Source organism: Ereboglobus luteus, from assembly GCF_003096195.1.
GTDB lineage: Bacteria > Verrucomicrobiota > Verrucomicrobiia > Opitutales > Opitutaceae > Ereboglobus > Ereboglobus luteus.
Genome location: NZ_CP023004.1, coordinates 1305003 through 1322835, shown reverse-complemented (window position 1 = coordinate 1322835; position 17833 = coordinate 1305003). Strand labels below are relative to the sequence as shown.

Genomic DNA, 17833 nt, shown 5'->3' with positions numbered 1-17833 from the left:
GTGCGTGGTCGCAACGTCTGCGTAAACGAGGGTGCACGCGAGGTGCGTCCCTACAAAAGCTTTACGATTCCGCGCGGTTTCTTGCGTCGGTTTCGATTAGGGTTTTTACGCGTTCCAGCTCGGCTTTTACGGCGGCTTTTGTTTCGGCGAGGGTGGGTTTCTTTTTGCCTTTTGCCGGCTTCTGATTCTTTGCGTTGGCGAAGATGTAGAACTTGATTTTTGGCTCGGTGCCGCTGCCGCGGGCGGCGAAGGTGTAGCCGTTGGCGAGGGTCACAAAATAGAGGTCTTGCGCGGGGATGCGCTCGCCGTCGGCGTCGAGGATTTTCGCGCGTCCGAAGTCCTGGAATTTCTTCACCGCGATGTCGCCGAATTTTTTCGGGGGGCGCGCGCGGTAGGTTTCCAGGATGCGCTTGATTTTCGCCGCGCCGGTCGCGCCTTCATAGTAGATGTTGATCACGCCTTCCATGAAGTAACCGTGCTTGCGGTAGATTTCATCAAGGTATTCGGGCACGGTGAGTTTGCGCGATTTCACGTAGGCGCAGAGTTCGGCGAACATGAGGCAGGCGGTGTTGCCGTCCTTGTCGCGCACGTCGTCGCCGTCGAGATAGCCGTAGCTTTCCTCGTTTCCGAAGATGAAATAGGTGCTGTGTTTTTGGAGGAGTTTGGCGCGGGTGGCGTGCGGGGTGCGGTCGTAGTCGAGCGCGATGCCTTCCTTGGCGAGGAGGCTCGCCTTGAGTTGTTCCTCGTAGCGGCGGATTTTTGCGGCGATCCATTTGAAGCCGGTGAGGGTGTTGATGACTTTTACGCCGTGGGCCGCGCCAATGGCGTCCTGAAGCGGGGTCGTCACGAAGGTTTTGATGAGGGCGATGTTTTTACCGCCTTTTTTCGGAATGCGGCCGAGTTGCTTGAGTTTCGTGATGCGGTAGTCGGCAAAGAGCGCGCCGACTTGGTTGCCGGTGAGGAGTTCCATTTTGCCGGCTTTGTTGCGCACGGCGACACCCATGCGGTCGCAGTCGGGGTCGGTGGCAAGGACGACGTCGAGTTTGTTTTTTTCGGCAAGAGCGACGGCAATGGAGAGCGCCTCGGCGTTTTCGGGGTTGGGCGATTTGACGGTGGGGAAGCGCGGGTCTTGCGCGGCTTGTTGCGGGACGTGGGTAACGAGCGCGCCGGCGGCTTTGAGGAGGGGAACCGAGGCGATGGCGCCGGTGCCGTGGATGTTGGTGAAGGCGACTTTGAGTTTCGCTTTTTTGAAAACGGTTTTGTCGATGATGGATTCGGCGGCGACGGCGTGGTAGGCGGCATCGGCGGCGGGCGTGAGCGTGATGACACGCGCCAGATCTTTGTCGAGGTAGGCGCCGAGTTCGGAGAGGGGGACGGCGTTGACTTCGGCGACGATGCCTTTGTCGTGCGGGGCGATGACTTGCGCGCCGTCCTCGAAGTAGGCCTTGAAGCCGTTGTCGTGCGGGGGGTTGTGGCTGGCGGTGATGACGACGCCGGCGTGGGCCTTGAGATAGCGGACGCTGAAGCTGAGTTGCGGCGTGGAGCGCGGGCCGTCGAAGATGCAGGCGGTGCCGCCGAGGCGCGTCCAAGTGGAGGCGGCGAGTTCGCAGAAGTGGCGCGAGAAGTGGCGCACGTCGTGCGCGATGACGAGTTTGGGCGAATCGGCGCGGTTTTGCGTGGCGAGAAACTTCGCCGTGTAGCGGTAGAGGCCGATGACGGCGCGGATGAGCGTGAAGTCGTTGAGGACGTTGCTGCCGATGGCGGCGTGCTCGGGTGTGCCGAGCGGCGAGAGCTTGCCGGTTTCGGCGGCGGCGGGAACGGCGCCGATGGTGCGTCCGCGCATGCCGCCGGTGCCGAATTCGAGGTAGCGGTAAAAGCGGTCGTTGAGTTCGGGCCAGGCTTGTTTTTCAACGAGCTCACCGATGCTGGCGACGGCCCATTCGGGGAGTGATGCGGCGAGCCAGTCGGCGAGATTGGTGGCGGTGGAGGGGAGGAGCGCGCCGGACTTGGCGGCGGCTTGGATTTTTTTGAGAGTGCTCATGGGAATGCGGAATGCGGATTTCGGAATGCGGAATTGTTTTAACCACGGAGAGCACGGAGGGGCACGGAGTCAGAATTGGTTTCTCTGTGTTTCTCCGTGCTCTCCGTGGTTAATTAAAAAATTACTCGAGATACAATCCGTCGGTGATGGCGGGCTTGGAGGGGAAGCGGTCCCAGGATTGGGCGAAGGTTTCCTCGTCGTATCCAAAAAGTGGTGACACTTCCACGGTAATGCCGGGCAGGCCGGTGGCGTCGGTTTCAACGGGCGCGCCGACTTGCTTTAACCAACGGGCGAATTGGCGGAGCTGGTCGTCGCGGCAGGTTTTGGGCGAGTCCAGGCCCTCGGCGTTTTTCACCGGGCTGAAATCGTCGGCGCGGCGGGTTTCGATGATGACGGCGTTCTTGGCGTGCGGGACGGCGTCGAAGACGAACATTTCGAATTTTATGCCGTTGGGCTTGTCGGGTTTCACCGGGTTGCCGTCGGCGTCGATCGTGGGGATTTTTTTGTCGGCGCGGTGGAAGGGAAGCGCGACTTCGTGGCCGCCGGCGGCTCCCCCCGCCATGCGGCGGATGAATTGCGTGTCCAAAACATGGATGGCGATGCTGCCGGCGATGTAGCGGAGCTTGCCGGTGGCGGGATCGGTTTCGCGCTGCATTTCCATCGGGAGGTCGGAGTATTCGATGACGACGGTGCGGTCGTTTTGCGTGCAGAAGTGACCGACTTTTTCCTCGGCGTAGGCCTTGGGAATCATTTTCGAGGACATTTCGGAGCGGCGGGCGAGGTGCCAGCCGATGAAGGCGGGGTCGATGATGCGGATGAGCGGATTGTCGACTTGGAAATAGCTGAGAATGTCGATGCCTTCGCGCTGCATGATGTCGAGCGCGCCGCTGCGCTGGAGGGCGCGGAGCGAGCCGCCGTGTCCGTCGGGGGACATGGCGATGGCGGACTTGGTTTCGAGGAGGATTTTGCCGTCGGGCGAAATCGCGGGCATGCGGCCCTGGCGGAAAAGATGCACGCGGGCGGGCGCGAGGCCGAAGTAGTCGTGCTGCTTGAAGAAGGCCTCGGTGGCGGTGTGGTTCGCGTGGCTGGTCATGATGAACCAGTGGATGGGTTTTCCGTAGCGAAGGCCCGCGGCGCGGATTTTTTCGGCGAAGACTTGGAAGAGTGTTTTGTTTTTGAGCGGGGTGACGGGGAAGGAGCCTTTCGGGCCGTTGTAGCCGAGGCGCGTGCCCTGTCCGCCGGCAACGACGAAGGCGGCGACGCGTCCGGCGCGGAGCGCCTCCTCGCCGGCGGTTTTGGCGGCGGCCCAAGCGTCGGTGTCGCCGCCGTTTTCGGGAAGCGGCTCGTAGGGCGCGGGGGCGAGGCCTTCGAGGTTCAGCGCGGCGGAGGCTCCGTCGGCGACAAGCGTCTTGTGGAGGCGCGCGATTTCGGCGAGGTCGATCTCGGCGGCGTCGGCGAGGAGGCGTTCGCGTTCGGCGGGGGCGAGTTCGTTGTAGAAGGCAAAGACGTGTCCTTGCCCGGCGCGTTGAAAGGCTTCGATGATTTCTGGTGTGGCCATTGGCGGTCGTTGTTGTCCGATGTTTAGCGTGAGGGTGTATTCAAAAAAACACATGCGCGGGTGCAATGCTTATATGACGCACGCGAAGCCCGAACCGGCCACCAGTGGTTTCCCTCAAAAATTCACTCGCGCAAATCAGCCGGCAAACACGCGCGCGTTAAAAAAACGCGCCAGTCCTCAACGCTGCGGTTGTTGCGGTGGCGGCGGGGCGGGAATGTTTTCGACCGGCGCGGGCACGAGCAGGGGGTCTCCGGGCGCGGGTTCCTCGAAGTTATAAATCACCTCGCCGGGCTTGGCGTAGCCAAGGCGGCGACGGATGATCATCTCGACGAACTCGGGATCCTTGCTTAGGCGATCGAGGATGCGCTGGCTTTCGCGAAGCTTTTCGCTTTGCTCGTCAAAGAGCGTGGAAAGCCGGTCCTTGTTGCGTTGGAGCTCCGCGTTCTGGCGGCGCAGCTCGACATACCGCCAGCCAAAATAACCCGCCGCGACAAGCATTACCGTCGCTATGATCGCGAGAAAAAAGGCGTTGATACGTGGAAACTTCACAATTGATGAATGAGCGCAAAGCAAACACCCGCCGCGTTTTTGTGTAAAGCTGTTTGCGGAAAGACTTATTCACACAATTGCGGCTCAACGCGAAGTCGGCGCCGACGCCTTTGCGCGCCGCGCGAGCGCTTAGAGCTTCTTGGTGTCAACCAGCTTGCCTTCGGTGTAGGTTTCTTCTCGGGTCTTTTTTCCGCCGGCTTCGCCGTAAATCCAGACGCCGTCCTTTTTATCCTGCTTGTATTGGCCCTTGGCCTTGAGGTTGCCGGTTTTTTGGTATTGCTCCGAATATTCGCCGTGCTTCCGGCCGTTTTGATAATGGGAAACGCAAACGTAGTTTCCCGAAGTGCTTGTGATGTGCTGCGTTTGTTTTCCGTGCTCCTTGCCGTTGGCGTAGGTTGTCTCGCTTTTTAACGAGCCGTCCTGGTCGTATTTTTTGGTCACGCCGTGGAGTTTGCCGTTTTTGTATTCGGTTTCGGCGTTCGGTTTACCGTTGCTGTAATAGGTGATCTTTTGGGTGAGGCCGCCGGTTGCGTTGTAAACCTCGGTCAGCGTTTTGGCGCCGTCGCTTTTGCCGTAATCCCAGCGCCCCGTCTTTTTGCCGAGCGTGTATTGGCCGGAGCTTTTGGTTTTTCCGCCCTTCTCAAAAACTTCCGAGTAGGGTCCGTTCAACACGTTGTTAGTGTAATTGGCGGTGCGGATAAAATTGCCGTTGTTGCCGGTCATCTTTTCAACGACGGGGCCGTTTTTCTTTTGTGCGAACAGGTGGCCTGTTCCCAGTGTGAGGATGGCGAGCAAAACGATGGCGAGTTTTTTTGTAATCATGAGCGCGGAGTTTTTGAATTTATTTAAGCCGGCCAGCATGCCGCCGCGTGGAACACGGTCAACCACAGGGGCGGTGGAATTTCCGGCGAATTTTCCCGCGGGCAAAACGGCGGCGCGGACTCACAGCAGCAAAAACGCCGCCGAGAGCACGGCCGTGGGAATGAGCGCGCCGAGGCACAGGCCGAGCGGCGAAACGCCGTCGGGGAAAAAGCGCGCGAGGATTGACTGGCCCGCGGGATTGGGCGCGTTGGCGATCACGGTGAGGCCGCCGCCCGTCACCGCGCCCGCGACGATGGCGTATTTTAAATTGTCCTGAAGGTCGGGCACGAGCGTGGCGAGGTAGGTGATGGAGGCGTTGTCGTTGAAGGCGCCGAGTGTGATCGCACTGAAGAAAAGCGGCACGGCGTCGAGGCGTGCGATCACCGGCTCGATCCACCAGCCTTGCAGTCCGCCGTGGATGACGAGGCCGGCGATAAAAAAGCCGACGAGCATGGGCGATTTCAGGTCGAACTTTCCCTGGTGGTGCGCGGTCGCCTGGGCGAACGCCAAGAAGAACAGGAAGCCGCCGACGATCATCGGCGGGTAGTGGGCGACGGCGACCATCCACGCCATGAAGCCGATTTGCACAAGGGTGATCCAGAGCGGCACGCGCTCCTCCTTGGGCGCGGACGCGGCCTGGCTCGTGTTGTCGCGCGCGCGCTGGAGCGCGGCGAACTGTTTTCTGAAAACAACATAATAGACGCCGGTGGCGACAACGATGCCGATGATCGCGCGCCAGCCGAAATTCGTGAACATGTGCGCGATGCTCCAATCCCACGGCCCGGCGACCATGAGGATTGGCGGCGCCGCAAAGTTTGTGAGCGTGCCGCCGACGGAGACATTGACGAAGAGCAGGCCGATCGTCGCATAGGCAAAGACGGTCCGCGGTTTTAACGCGTAGAACTGCCGCGCGAGCAGAAGCGCGGCGATTGTCATGGCGGCGGGTTCCGTGATAAGCGACCCGAGCAACGGCGCCATGACGAGGATGGTGATCCACCACGCCGCCACGGTGTTTTTCCCAAGCGCGGCGATCATGCGCAGGAAGCGCTCCGCGAGTTGCAGGATTGGTCGGGTGGATGCCAGCGCCATGATGGCGACGACAAAAACAGGCTCGGTGAAATTAACGTGATTCCCGAGGTAATGCACCACCGTGCCCCATCCCTTCGAAATGGTCATCGCGGCAACAAGCACGGCGGCCCAGATGCCAAACACGGCCTCGACCTCGCCGAAGAAGTGCAGCACCTGCCCCTTGAAACTAACCTCGTCGGGGTTGCAATCGGTTTCCTTGTGGGGCGATCCGTCGAAGGTGTCGGGGTGTTCCCGGCGTTGTTTGCACGCCTCGAGTTTTTTGCGGTGCGCTTCCTCGACCTCGTGCGCCCAATGCCGGAATCGCGGCGTCAGGAACGTGTGGATGATCGCGAGCAAAAAGATGACTGTGGCGACGAGGTTGAACGGCTCGGCCTGTATCCGTGCCGCGAGCGCTTCAATCAGTCCGACATTTTCCGCGGCGCCGGAATCCGCATACGAGGAAAGCGACCGTGGGAAATCCACGACCGGGGCGCTGGACGCCAGCGAGGCCAATACTGCGGGAAGCTGCATGCTCGCATTAAAAAAGCACGGGCACTCGCTGGCAAGCGAAGGCGTATTTTTATTCAAAAAAACCGAAAACGCCGGACTGTGGCCCGGCGCACTTCCAGATTAACGATCGGCTCACAAAGCTGTTTACAGGCGGGGCTATTTTGCTTCAGATGCGGTCTGCACACAGTGTGAAGACTCGCAATGTGTGCTTCGCTTTTTTAACCATTCATTTCCCCGTTTATGCCATCCCGACAAATCCCACCGGCTTGCGAAGGTTGCCGCGCGACGCTGGGGATCGTCGTGTCCGGCGCGTTTCATCCGGTCATTTTCAGCTCATAAAAACCCATGCACTCCAATCCTATTCTCGGCGTTGTTTTCCATTGGCTAGGCGGCCTGGCATCAGGCAGCTTTTATGTCCCTTACAAGGGGGTTAAAAAGTGGGCGTGGGAGGTTTACTGGTTGGTTGGCGGCGTTTTCTCGTGGATTGTCTGTCCCGCGTTTTTTGCGTGGCTGATTACGAAGGATCACAACGCCTTCGGCATTCTCCGAGAGATCTGGCAAAACGAGGGCATCGCGCCGTTCGTGTGGCCATATGTTTTTGGCATGATGTGGGGCTGCGGCGGGCTCACGTTCGGGCTGACGATGCGTTACCTGGGCATGTCGCTCGGCATGGGTGTGGCGCTTGGATATTGCACGGTTTTCGGCACGCTGCTGCCGCCGTTGCTCAAGATTTTTGTCGATCTCGGCCCCGCGGTTCCCAAGAGCCTTGTTGACATCGTCCAGACCCGAGGCGGCATCGTCACCATGGTCGGAATCGCGGTGACCGTGCTTGGCATTTTTATTGCCGCGAAAGCCGGGCTCACCAAGGAGCGCGAGATGCCCGAGGCGGAAAAGAAAAAGGCGATCGCGGAATTTGATTTCAAGAAGGGCATTCTCGTCGCGACCTTCTCCGGTGTCATGAGCGCGGGCATGGCCTTTGCCATCACGGCGGGAAATCCCATCGCGCAAGCAATCGAGGCCGGCGGGACGGACAAGCTCTGGGCCGGCATTCCGCGCCTCGTCGTTATTCTCCTCGGCGGGTTCACGACCAACTTTATCTGGTGCGTGTATCTCAACATCAAAAACAAGACCGGTTACCAATATCTCGCCAGCCACCTGCGCAGCGGGCACGCCAACCTCGCCCCGCAAAACCTCGCGCAACCCGCCGCCGGCCGCGCGCCCTCCGCTGACGCGCTTCGCATCCCGCGCGCGAGCAACTTCTTTTTTTCCGCCCTCGCCGGCGCCACTTGGTATTTCCAGTTCTTCTTCTACAACATGGGTGAGTCGCAGATGGGCGAATATGGTTTCGCGAGCTGGACGCTCCACATGGCGAGCATCATCATTTTCAGCACGCTCTGGGGCGTGTATTTCAAGGAGTGGAGCGGCGTGAGCGCCAAGGCCCGCCGCTTGATCACGGCCGGCATCGCGACGCTGATTATTTCCACGGTTGTCATCGGTCTCGGCACCTGGCTTGACACATGATGAACGGCAGCGCCGTTCGACAAATCTCGGCGCGCTCGACGAGAGCGCCGAGGTTTAAAGTTCGCCCGCAAAAGCGTTACGCTGTTTTCACCGCCTCGCCGATCGCGTAGAACTGGCTGCTGCCGGCATGGTGAATCGTGCGCAATTCGTCGGGCGCGGTTTCGAAATGCCAGTGGCCTTGCGAGAAAACACGCGTGTCGGCTTGCGCGCCCACCACTTCCGCGAAGAGAAGATCGTAGTCTTTCTCGTTTTGCGCGGTGTTTGCGTCGCGGATCACGCGGCATTCGAGCCAGGCCACGCAGCCCTCGACCAGTGGCGCGGCTATTTTTTGCGCGGCAAATGTCTTGAGCCCGTGGCGCGCAAATTTGTCAGGCACGTCGCGTCCGCTCTCGGAGCCGACTCCAAGCGCCGCTTTCACGAGCGCTTGCGGCGGGACGTTGAGCGCAAACTCACCCGAGGCGTTAATCAATTCCCGCGTGAAACTGTTCGCGCCGATGATCGCCAGGACTTTCGGCGGGTCAAAATCGAGCGGCAGCGTCCATGCGGCGGTCATCACATTGCCGCGCCCGCCGTGGGCGGCGGTGACCATCACAGTCGGGCCGTGATTGATGAGGCGAATTGATTCGGGGAGCGGAACAGATTCAATCGTGGAAGACATGATTCGCGCAGTTTTCCGCGGCAAAACGGCATGTCAACACCGTCGCGGTTTTGTTGCGCGCGTTTGATTCGCGCGCGACGCCGATCACCCCGCTATTTATGCGGCCCGTGCCGCAAAATATTATAAACGATCCAGAGCCCGAGCATGGCTGAGAGCAGGTAGCCGACGAGGCCGAGCAACGACATGTTTTCACCGACCAGCGGCGGTATTTTTGTCGCGATGATGATTGAGGAGCCGATGATCATTGCGGCGATGATCAAGCCGATGGTGAGTTTGTTGCTCGCGGAATTGAGCACGTCGTCCATGTCCTCGAGGCCGCGATGTTGAAAATTAATCGTGGTGCGGCCCGATTCGAGGAGGCGCAACACGCGGTGCATTTCGGCGGGCAGTTCCTGAATGCGGCTGAATCCGCTGGCAAAGGTGCGCCGGAAGTTTTGCAGCAATGCCTTGGGGTTGCGCCGCTGGGCGATGAGTTTTTTCACCGCGGGCATGAAGCTTGCGCTAAGCGAAAACTCCGGGTCGAGCCGCGTGCCGGTTTCCTCGATTGTGTAAACGGCCTTCGCCACGAGCGCGTAATCCTGCGCGATCTCGATTCCGTTTTCACCAAAGATATGGAGGAGGCGCAGCATGGCGCGTCCGATTTCACCCTTGCCGGTCGCGGGATCAAACGTCTCGCGGAGGGCGTAGAGGATTTCGCGCTCCATGCGGCGGGTGTTGGGATAAATGGAACTGCTTCGCTCAAGGTCCATCGCCACGCGCACGACTTGCGCGGAGTCGCCGCTCAGGAACGCCTCGAAGAGATCGACGAGCGTGTAGCGCATCTGGCGCGTGAGCTGCCCGACGAGCCCCCAGTCGAGAAAACAGATGCGACCGCCCGGCTGCACAAGGACATTGCCCGCGTGCGGGTCGGCGTGGAAAAAACCGTCGACGAGAATTTGATGGAAAAGGGATGACGCGCCGTTGCTGGCGGCGGCCTTTGCGAGGGGCGAACCGGGTTCGATGTCGCGGATTTTGGTGCCTTCGGCAAAATCCATGACGAGAACCGTGGCGCTTGAATACGCAATATAAGCGCGCGGAGCGGTGACGTGCTCGCTGTCTTTGTTGCGTTCTAGAAAATAGGAGACGTTGTGCGCCTCGACACGGAAATCGAGCTCCTCCTCAAGGCCGCGTCCCAGTTCGTCAACAATCTCGGGCAGGTTGTAAGCTTGCAGCGCCTCAATGCGCTGGTGCGCCTGGTGCGCGAACCAGCGCAGGATTTCAAAGTCGGCGCCGATTTTTTTCTGAACTCCGGGACGCTGGATTTTGACGGCGACGCGCTGGCCGTTTTGGCGGAGCGTGGCGTGGTAAACTTGCGCGACGGAGGCCGCGGCGACGGGAGTGCGGTCAAAGTCGGAAAAAACAGCCTCAAGCTCCTCGCCGTTGAGTCCGGTGCGAAGCACGGGTTCCATTTCCGAAAAGGGCTGCGGTGTTACGCTGGCCTGGAGTTTTTGCAGCTCGACAATCAGCGGCTCGGGAAACGCATCGGGCCGCATGCTGAGGATTTGGCCGAATTTAACAAAGGTCGGGCCGAGCTCCTCGAGCGTGATGCGGATGCGTTCCCAAAGGCTGTGACGCGAGCGGGGCTTCGGCGTGAGGCGGCGGAGCAGCCCCGACGGCGGCCGGATTTTTTGCAGAAAGCCGTCGAAACCATTGCGCCAGAGAACGGCAATGATTTCGCGCATCCGAGCGGCGTTGGTGAGCCAGCCGAAGGGTTTCATGGAGGGATGAAAAAATCGGCCTGATCGATCAGATCGGGCCGGTCAGCCTGATGATTTGTGGTGCGGGCACAATCACGCCTGCGGAGGCGCGTCCTTGTGTGTGGCGAGGTTGGCGACTTCGATCTCGAGCGCGAGAAGGCGTTTCTCGAGTGCGTCGATGCGGTCCTTCTGGCCGACACCGGCCTTGTCCAGCAGTTCGCGCACGGTTTGTTTGACTTCGGCGGAGCTGCGTTCGTATTCGGCTTTGCCGTCGTCGGCGAGCTTGGAGGCCATGGCCTTGGCTTCGTCGGCGGAGATCTTGCCTTTCTTTACCCACTCGGCGAAGGCGGCCTCGGCTTTTTCCTTGGTGATGACGGCTGCGCCGACACCGGCGAGCATGGTGCGTTTGATTACGTCGATCATAGTGCCCTCACTATCGCCCGATTACGTGAAGTGTGCAACCAGGTTTTTGAATTTGGCGGCGTAGGCCGGTTTAAAACCGATGTAAATCGGCCCGGGTGCCAATGGAATCATCCCACCTCGTAATCCAGCCAGGGGCCGAGCCATTTTTCGGCTTCGGCCTGGGGCATGGTTTTGCGGCGGGCGTAGTCCTCGACTTGGTCGCGGCCCAGTTTTCCAACGCCGAAATATTTTGAGTCGGGGTGGTTGAAATACCAGCCGCTGACGGACGAGCCGGGTGTCATGGCGCAGGATTCCGTGAGGGAAACGCCGGTGGCTTCGGTTGCGTTGAGGAGGCGGAAGAGGGTTTGTTTTTCGGTGTGGTCGGGGCACGCGGGATAACCGGGCGTGGGGCGGATGCCGCGGTATTTTTCGCGGATCAAATCCTCGGGCGTGAGGTTTTCGGTTTTACCGAAGCCGCAGAGGTCGCGGGCGTGCTTGTGCATTTTTTCCGCGAGCGCCTCGGCGATGCGGTCGCCAAGCGCCTGCGTCATGATGGCGCGGTAATCGTCGCCGGCGCGCTTGTATTCGGCGGCGAGTTTTTCGACGCCGTCACCGGCCGTCACGACGAAGCCGCCGATGTAGTCGGTGCGGTCGCTTTCGCGCGGCGCGATGTAGTCGGCAAGGCAGTGGTTGTGCTGGCCGGCGGGTTTTTCCATTTGCTGGCGCAGATGGTGCAGGCGGGCGAGGGGAGTTTTTCCGGGGTGGGGCGAAACCTCCTGCTGAGCCGTGCCCGTTGTGTTGCTCGAAAGTGTGTTCGGCTCACCCGGAGGGTTCGCCCTACCTTCATGATCATAAACCTCGATGTCGTCGCCGGTGGAATTGCATGGCCAGAAACCGACGACGGCGCGGGGGGTGAAAAGTTTTTCACGCGCGATTTTGGCGAGGAGTTGTTGCGCGTCGGTGTGGAGTTTTCTGGCTTCGTTGCCGATTTTCGGGTCGTCGAAAATTTGCGGATAGCGTCCGGTGAGCTCCCACGCGCTGAAAAAGGGCGACCAGTCGATGTAGGGGATGATGTCCTCGACGGGGATGTCGGCGTGGGTGCGCGTGCCGAGAAATTCGGGGCGGGGAATGTCGGTGGCGCTCCAGTCGACGGGCTGGCGGTTGGCGCGGGCGGCGGCGATGGGAAGGAGCTGTTTTTGCGCGCGGCGCGCAGCGAAGTCGTCGCGGAGTTTTTGCTGGCGCGAAAAGATGTCGGCGAGGAACGCGGGTTTTTGCGTAGGGGAGAGCAGGGCGCTGGCGACGTTAACGACGCGCGAGGCGTCGAGGACGTGCACGACGCCGGGCGGGTAGGCGGGGGCGATTTTGACGGCGGTGTGCGCGGCGCTGGTGGTCGCGCCGCCGATGAGCAGCGGGATGTCGAGGCCGGCGCGGGACATCTCGGCGGCGACGTGGGTCATTTCGTCGAGCGAGGGTGTGATGAGTCCGGAGAGGCCGACGAGGTCGGCGTTGAGGCGCCTGGCCTCGGCGATGATTTTTTCGCAGGGCACCATCACGCCGAGGTCGTGGACTTCGTAGTTGTTGCACGCGAGGACGACGCCGACGATGTTTTTGCCAATGTCGTGGACGTCGCCTTTGACGGTGGCAAGGACGACGCGGGGAGCGCGGCCTGATTGTTTTTCTCCTGACTCCTGACTCCTGACTCCTGACTCCTGCGCCGCAAGGCGCCGCTTCTCCTCTTCCATGAAGGGCGTGAGGTAGGCGACGGCGCGTTTCATGACGCGCGCGCTTTTCACGACTTGGGGGAGAAACATTTTTCCGGCGCCGAAGCGTTCGCCGACGATGCGCATGCCGTCCATGAGCGGGCCTTCGATGATGTCGAGCGGGCGCGCGAATTTTTGGCGCGCGAGTTCGGTGTCGGTTTCGATGTTGGCATCGAGCCCGGCGACGATGGCGCGGGAGAGGCGCTCCTCCACTGTTGCGGGCGCGACAGTGGAATTTGAAATTTCAGATTTCAAATTTGAGACCGGCGCGGCGGTGGTTTTGATTTTTTCGGCGAGGGCGATGAGGTTGTCCGTCGCTTCGGGGTGGCGGTTTAGGATCACGTCCTCGACGCGGGCGCGGAGAGCGGGGTCGATTTCGTCGTAGTTGCCGAGCATGCCGGCGTTGACGATTGCCATGTCGAGGCCGGCGCGGATGGCGTGGTAGAGGAAGACGGTGTGGATCGCCTCGCGCACGGGGTTGTTGCCGCGGAAGGCGAAGGAGACGTTCGAGATGCCGCCGGAGACTTTTGCGCCGGGGAGCGTTTGTTTGATGATGCGCGCGGCCTCGAAGAAATCGACGGCGTAGTTGTTGTGCTCGTCGATGCCGGTGGCGACGGTGAGGACGTTGGGGTCGAAGATAATGTCCTCCGGCGGAAACGCGGCGCGCTCGGTGAGGAGGCGGTAGGCGCGGGTGCAGATGCGCACTTTGTCGTCGCGTGAGGCGGCCTGGCCTTGTTCGTCGAAGGCCATGACGACGGCGGCGGCTCCGTAGCGGCGCAGGAGCTCGGCGCGGCGCAGGAATTCGGCCTCGCCGTCCTTGAGCGAGATGGAGTTGACGATGCCTTTGCCCTGAAGGCATTGGAGGCCGGCTTCGAGCACGCTCCATTTGGAGGAGTCGAGCATGACGGGCACGCGCGCGATGTCGGGTTCGGCGGCGATGAGGTTGAGGAAATGCACCATGGTGGCCTCGCCGTCGATGAGGGCTTCGTCCACGTTGATGTCGATGATGTTGGCGCCGTTCTCGACTTGCTGGCGGGCGATTTCGATCGCGGCGCGCCAGTCGGCGTTGCGGATCGCCTTGGCGAATTTCGGCGAGCCGGTGATGTTGGTGCGTTCGCCGACGACGAGGAGGGTGGATGCGGCGTTTGTCATTGTATGTTGAGCGGTTCCAGTCCGCTGAGGCGAAGGTCGTGGTGGCGGGTTGGGATGGCGCGCGGCTTGAGTTTGCTCACGGCGCCGGCGATGGCGCGGATGTGCGCGGGTGTGGAGCCGCAGCAGCCACCAACCATGTTGACGAGTCCGTTGCGAGCGAACTCGCCGAGTATGCGCGCCATGTCGGCGGGGGTTTCGTCGTAGCCGCCGAAGGCGTTTGGCAGGCCGGCGTTTGGGTGGCACGTCACGGGGCACTCGGCGATGCGCGCGAGTTCCTCGACGTGGGGGCGCATCGCGGCGCCGCCGAGCGCGCAGTTGATGCCGACGCTGAAGGGACGCGCGTGGCGGATACTGTTGTAGAAGGCTTCGACCGTCTGGCCGGAAAGTGTGCGGCCGGAGGCGTCGGTGATTGTGACGCTGACCATGACGGGAACGCGCACGCCGGTTTCCGCGAAAACGCTTTCGGCTGCGAAGAGCGCGGCCTTGGCGTTGAGCGTGTCGAAAATGGTTTCGATGAGAAGCGCGTCCACGCCGGGCTCGCCGTCGGTGTCGGGTGCGGGGGAGATGAGCGCGCGAATCTGCCCGGCGTAGGCGTCGACGACTTGCGCCCAGGTGACGGCGCGGTATTCGGGGCGGTTCACGTCGGGCGACATCGAGAGCGTGCGGTTAAGCGGACCGATGGCTCCGACGACAAAGCGGCGGCGCGACTCGCCTTTTTCGCGTGACGCGGCCTCGGCCGCGCGCGCGGCGCGGCGGGCGATTGCGGCGGCGGCGGTGTTGATTTCGGCGACGAGGCTTTCGGTGTGATAATCGGCCTGCGAGATCGAGGTGGCGTTAAAGGTGTTTGTCTCGACCAAATCCGCGCCCGCCGCGAAGTAGTCGGCGTGGATTTTTTCGATGAGGTCGGGGCGCGTGAGGCAGAGCAGGTCGTTGTTTCCGCGCAAGTCGTGCGGGTGGCTCGCGAGCCGGCCTCCCTCGCCGCCGCGGAAATCAGCCTCGGTGAGTTTGTGCGTTTGCACCATCGAACCCATCGCGCCGTCGAGCACTGCGATGCGCGCGGCAAACAGCTCGCGCAGCCCGGCGAACGAGCGCGATTCTTTGATGGGTTTGGCTACGGCGGCTGGCATGTGGATGGTGTCTGTTGCGAGGAAAGTGAAACCGCTTACAAAAAGGCAAAGTTGGGATAATTGCAATGAACATATCATTGAATCAAAATATGTTGATTTTATTGTATCAACATACTTCAGCTTAATTCGATTTACACTGATGTTGTGTGAGTTAACTCAATCTGACGCTGCAATTTATATCAAATTCCGGATTTTCACCCGAAAGAACATTTATCGCAGTTTTGGTCCGCGCATCCATTGGGCGCGGGGGATTTGCATGATTTCGGCGGGCGCGCGCCCTTGTCGCAAAAGCGCGGTCATGGTTCGCATGGGCGAGTCGATATGCGCGTAGAATTTTTTGTATCCACCGCACAAATACGCGAGGCCGTCCTCGCCATCGGGCGTGGTGAGAAAGCGGTGCTTGGGGCATTCGCCGTGGCAGGCGAAATGCACGGGGCACTTCCGGCAGTAGCGCGGGAGCGAGTCGGCCTTTGAATCTCCGAAGGCGGTTTGCATGGGCGAGTCGACCATGTCGGCGAGCGCGTCGGTCATCACATTGCCGAGCTTGTAGTGCGGATAAACGTAATGGTCGCAGGTGTAAACGTCGCCGTTGTGCTCAATGGCGAGGGCGCGTCCGCATTTTTCCGAAAACACGCAGACACCGGCGGGTTCGCCGGCCCAGTTGGCAAGGGCGCAGTCGAATTGTTGCACGAAGATGCGGCCGACATCGGTTTTGATCCATTCGTCAAAAACAGTGCAGAGAAAATTGCCGTAATCGGAGGGGCGCACGCTCCATTGGGTGACGACCGAGTCGAGCTCGTCGGCGTCGGGGTGGTTGGGGGCGGGGCGAGCCAAAGGCCGGACGCGGCGGCGGCGGTGGCCTCGGCGGCGCGCTCAACGATGGGGATGAACTGGATGTAGCCGGAGCCGATTTCGCGCAGGAAACGGTAAACATCGAGAGGAAGATGCGAGTTTTTGCGATGGACGGTGGTGAGGGTGTTAAACTCGACCTTGTGACGCTTGAGGACGTCGATGCCGTTCATCACGCGGTCGAACGTGGGATTCTGGCCCTTGTCCACGCGGTAGCCGTCGTGCACGCGGCGCGGACCGTCGATGCTGATGCCGACGAGGAAATTGTGCTTGGCGAGAAACTCGCCCCATTCGTCGTCGAGCAGCGTGCCGTTGGTCTGGAAGGCGTTGGTGATGTTGCGGCCGGCGCCGTAGCGTTGCTGCAGCTCCATTGCCTCGCGAAAAAAATCGACACCGCAAAGCGTGGGCTCGCCGCCCTGCCAGGCGAAGCTGACCTCGCGACCCGGTTGCGCGGCGATGTAGCTGCGGATGTAGGTGGCGAGGACTTCGCGTTTCATGCGATGCCCGCCCTGGCCTTCGTAGAGGCGCGCCTTTTCGAGATAGAAACAATACGTGCAATCGAGATTGCAGACCGAGCCGACGGGCTTGGTCATGAGGTGAAACGGGAAACGCGCGGACTTGAGAGGATTTGTGAGCGGTGCGGACATCGGCAAGCGGGTTGTGTGAGACGCCGGGCTGTTTTGCAATTATGGTGACGGGCCAAAAACGTGCCTGCAAATTGAAATGGAGTGAAGAACTAATCGCGAAATTAAGACGCGACAACTGATGAGGGCCAAATCCCGCCGGCCGCGATCATTGCAGACTTGGCACTGCGCGGGAGTTTCTGTTTCGTGCGGTATTTTCGGCATGGAACAGCTTCCCGACATCGCTCCCTTCAAACTCCGCCTCGATGAACTCGATGCGCAGATGTCCGCGCCCGATTTTTATCAAAATCCCCGCAAGGCCGCCGATGTTTCCCGCGAACAGCAAAAGCTGAAAGCCCTCATCGACGACCACATCGCCTTCGAAAAAACCGGGCTTGAAATCACCGAGGCCCAAACTCTCGTCAAGGACCCCGCCGCCGATCCCGACCTCAAGGAACTCGCCGCCGCCGAACTCCCCGAGCTTGAGCGCAAACGCACACAGCTTCGCGAAACCGTCCTTGAGTCCATGATTCCGCCCGACCCCAGCGATTCGCGCAACACCGTCATGGAAATCCGCGCCGGCACCGGCGGAGACGAGGCCAGCCTTTTCGCCGGCGATCTCTTCCGGATGTATACCCGCTATGCCGAAAACCGCGGTTGGAGAGTCCAGCCCATGAGCAGCAGCGGCACCGAGCGCGGCGGCTACAAGGAAGTCATTTTCCTCATCACCGGCCAGGATGTTTACCGGCAGCTCAAGTTTGAAAGCGGTGTGCATCGCGTGCAACGCATCCCCGTCACCGAGGCCAACGGCCGCATCCACACCTCCACCGTCACCGTCGCAGTCCTTCCCGAGGCCGAGGAGGTCGACATCCACATCGACCCGCAGGAGCTCGAAATCACCGTCAGCCGCGCTAGCGGTCCCGGCGGGCAGGGTGTCAACACAACCGACTCCGCCGTGCAAATCCTGCACAAGCCCACCGGACTCATTGTGCAATGCGCCGACGAACGCTCGCAGCTCAAAAACAAGGCGCGCGCCATGACCGTCCTCCGTTCGCGCCTCCTCAAGCTCAAGGAGGACGAGGAGCGTGAAAAATATGCCGAGCACCGCCGCAGCCAGATCGGCACCGGCGGGCGCAGCGAACGCATCCGCACCTACAATTTTCCGCAAAACCGCCTCACCGACCACCGCATCGGCCTCACGCTTTACAGCCTCCCGCAAGTCATGGAGGGAGACATCGACGAAATCATCACCGCGCTCCAACGGGTTGATTTCGAGGAGAAGTTTGCCCGCCTCACCGGCAAGGAATACACCGGCCCCAGCGCCACCCGCGGCGGCGCGGACGACGAGGACTGAACGGGCATATTTGCCGACCGGTGTAACCTATTGGGATGCACTCGGTTTTGGGCCCCGGCGAAAG

General features: G+C 60.9%; 12 protein-coding genes and 1 pseudogene. 2 read left to right on the top strand and 11 right to left on the bottom strand.

The window, feature by feature from the left end:
• Positions 1–61 precede the first annotated feature (61 nt).
• The 5 genes from CKA38_RS04775 to CKA38_RS04755 all read right to left on the bottom strand — a co-directional run bounded on the left by CKA38_RS04775 (position 62) and on the right by CKA38_RS04755 (position 6608).
• The gene (locus tag CKA38_RS04775; protein ID WP_108824470.1) at positions 62–2041 is read right to left on the bottom strand and encodes a phospho-sugar mutase; all 1980 of its coding nucleotides are present in this window, start codon (positions 2039–2041) and stop codon (positions 62–64) included.
• A gap of 121 nt (positions 2042–2162) precedes the next feature.
• Positions 2163–3599 carry a UTP--glucose-1-phosphate uridylyltransferase gene (locus CKA38_RS04770; RefSeq protein ID WP_108826418.1) on the bottom strand — a complete coding sequence of 479 codons (1437 nt, stop codon included), beginning with the start codon at positions 3597–3599 and terminating at the stop codon, positions 2163–2165.
• 177 nt (positions 3600–3776) lie between these two features.
• A complete protein-coding gene (locus CKA38_RS04765; RefSeq protein WP_152032680.1) occupies positions 3777–4148 on the bottom strand; it encodes an FtsB family cell division protein in 372 nt (123 codons plus the stop codon).
• A 129-nt stretch (positions 4149–4277) separates the two neighbouring features.
• A complete protein-coding gene (locus tag CKA38_RS04760) occupies positions 4278–4970 on the bottom strand; it encodes a toxin-antitoxin system YwqK family antitoxin (protein WP_152032679.1) in 693 nt (230 codons plus the stop codon).
• Between the two features lie 120 nt (positions 4971–5090).
• Entirely contained in the window at positions 5091–6608 is a 1518-nt protein-coding gene (locus CKA38_RS04755) for a putative Na+/H+ antiporter (RefSeq protein WP_108824467.1), read from the bottom strand.
• Between the two features lie 324 nt (positions 6609–6932).
• Here CKA38_RS04755 and CKA38_RS04750 point away from each other — a divergent pair, with 324 nt between their 5' ends.
• Positions 6933–8108, top strand: coding sequence for an L-rhamnose/proton symporter RhaT (locus CKA38_RS04750; RefSeq protein ID WP_108824466.1), 1176 nt, complete (start codon positions 6933–6935; stop codon positions 8106–8108).
• Positions 8109–8184: 76 nt separating this feature from the next.
• Here CKA38_RS04750 and CKA38_RS04745 read toward each other — a convergent pair whose 3' ends face one another.
• From CKA38_RS04745 to CKA38_RS15940, 6 genes and pseudogenes are all read right to left on the bottom strand, one after another.
• Positions 8185–8766: a flavin reductase family protein gene (locus CKA38_RS04745; protein WP_108824465.1), complete on the bottom strand. Its 582-nt coding sequence runs from the start codon at positions 8764–8766 to the stop codon at positions 8185–8187.
• 92 nt (positions 8767–8858) lie between these two features.
• A complete protein-coding gene (locus tag CKA38_RS04740) occupies positions 8859–10523 on the bottom strand; it encodes an ABC1 kinase family protein (protein ID WP_108824464.1) in 1665 nt (554 codons plus the stop codon).
• Positions 10524–10595: 72 nt separating this feature from the next.
• Positions 10596–10925 carry a phasin family protein gene (locus tag CKA38_RS04735; protein WP_108824463.1) on the bottom strand — a complete coding sequence of 110 codons (330 nt, stop codon included), beginning with the start codon at positions 10923–10925 and terminating at the stop codon, positions 10596–10598.
• Positions 10926–11032: 107 nt separating this feature from the next.
• Positions 11033–14943, bottom strand: a pseudogene (gene metH / locus CKA38_RS04730) (methionine synthase).
• Positions 14944–15153: 210 nt separating this feature from the next.
• Positions 15154–15576 carry an SPASM domain-containing protein gene (locus CKA38_RS15945; RefSeq protein WP_202863961.1) on the bottom strand — a complete coding sequence of 141 codons (423 nt, stop codon included), beginning with the start codon at positions 15574–15576 and terminating at the stop codon, positions 15154–15156.
• Entirely contained in the window at positions 15474–16439 is a 966-nt protein-coding gene (locus CKA38_RS15940; RefSeq protein ID WP_202863960.1) for a radical SAM protein, read from the bottom strand. The genes CKA38_RS15945 and CKA38_RS15940 overlap by 103 nt, the downstream gene beginning before the upstream one ends.
• Before the next feature lie 199 nt (positions 16440–16638).
• On the opposite strand from CKA38_RS15940, the gene prfA reads away from it, so the two are divergent.
• Complete coding sequence (gene prfA / locus CKA38_RS04715) at positions 16639–17769, top strand: peptide chain release factor 1 (RefSeq protein ID WP_108824460.1); 1131 nt, start codon at positions 16639–16641, stop codon at positions 17767–17769.
• Positions 17770–17833 lie beyond the last annotated feature (64 nt).

What these genes read in the sequence shown, in the direction of transcription:
- CKA38_RS04760 (WP_152032679.1), bottom strand. Translation starts at nt 4,970, where the DNA reads ATGATTACAAAAAAACTCGCCATCGTTTTGCTCGCCATCCTCACACTG.
- CKA38_RS04775 (WP_108824470.1), bottom strand. Translation starts at nt 2,041, where the DNA reads ATGAGCACTCTCAAAAAAATCCAAGCCGCCGCCAAGTCCGGCGCGCTC.
- CKA38_RS04755 (WP_108824467.1), bottom strand. Translation starts at nt 6,608, where the DNA reads ATGCAGCTTCCCGCAGTATTGGCCTCGCTGGCGTCCAGCGCCCCGGTC.
- prfA (WP_108824460.1), top strand. Translation starts at nt 16,639, where the DNA reads ATGGAACAGCTTCCCGACATCGCTCCCTTCAAACTCCGCCTCGATGAA.
- CKA38_RS15940 (WP_202863960.1), bottom strand. Translation starts at nt 16,439, where the DNA reads ATGTCCGCACCGCTCACAAATCCTCTCAAGTCCGCGCGTTTCCCGTTT.
- CKA38_RS04750 (WP_108824466.1), top strand. Translation starts at nt 6,933, where the DNA reads ATGCACTCCAATCCTATTCTCGGCGTTGTTTTCCATTGGCTAGGCGGC.
- CKA38_RS04770 (WP_108826418.1), bottom strand. Translation starts at nt 3,599, where the DNA reads ATGGCCACACCAGAAATCATCGAAGCCTTTCAACGCGCCGGGCAAGGA.
- CKA38_RS04740 (WP_108824464.1), bottom strand. Translation starts at nt 10,523, where the DNA reads ATGAAACCCTTCGGCTGGCTCACCAACGCCGCTCGGATGCGCGAAATC.
- CKA38_RS04735 (WP_108824463.1), bottom strand. Translation starts at nt 10,925, where the DNA reads ATGATCGACGTAATCAAACGCACCATGCTCGCCGGTGTCGGCGCAGCC.
- CKA38_RS04745 (WP_108824465.1), bottom strand. Translation starts at nt 8,766, where the DNA reads ATGTCTTCCACGATTGAATCTGTTCCGCTCCCCGAATCAATTCGCCTC.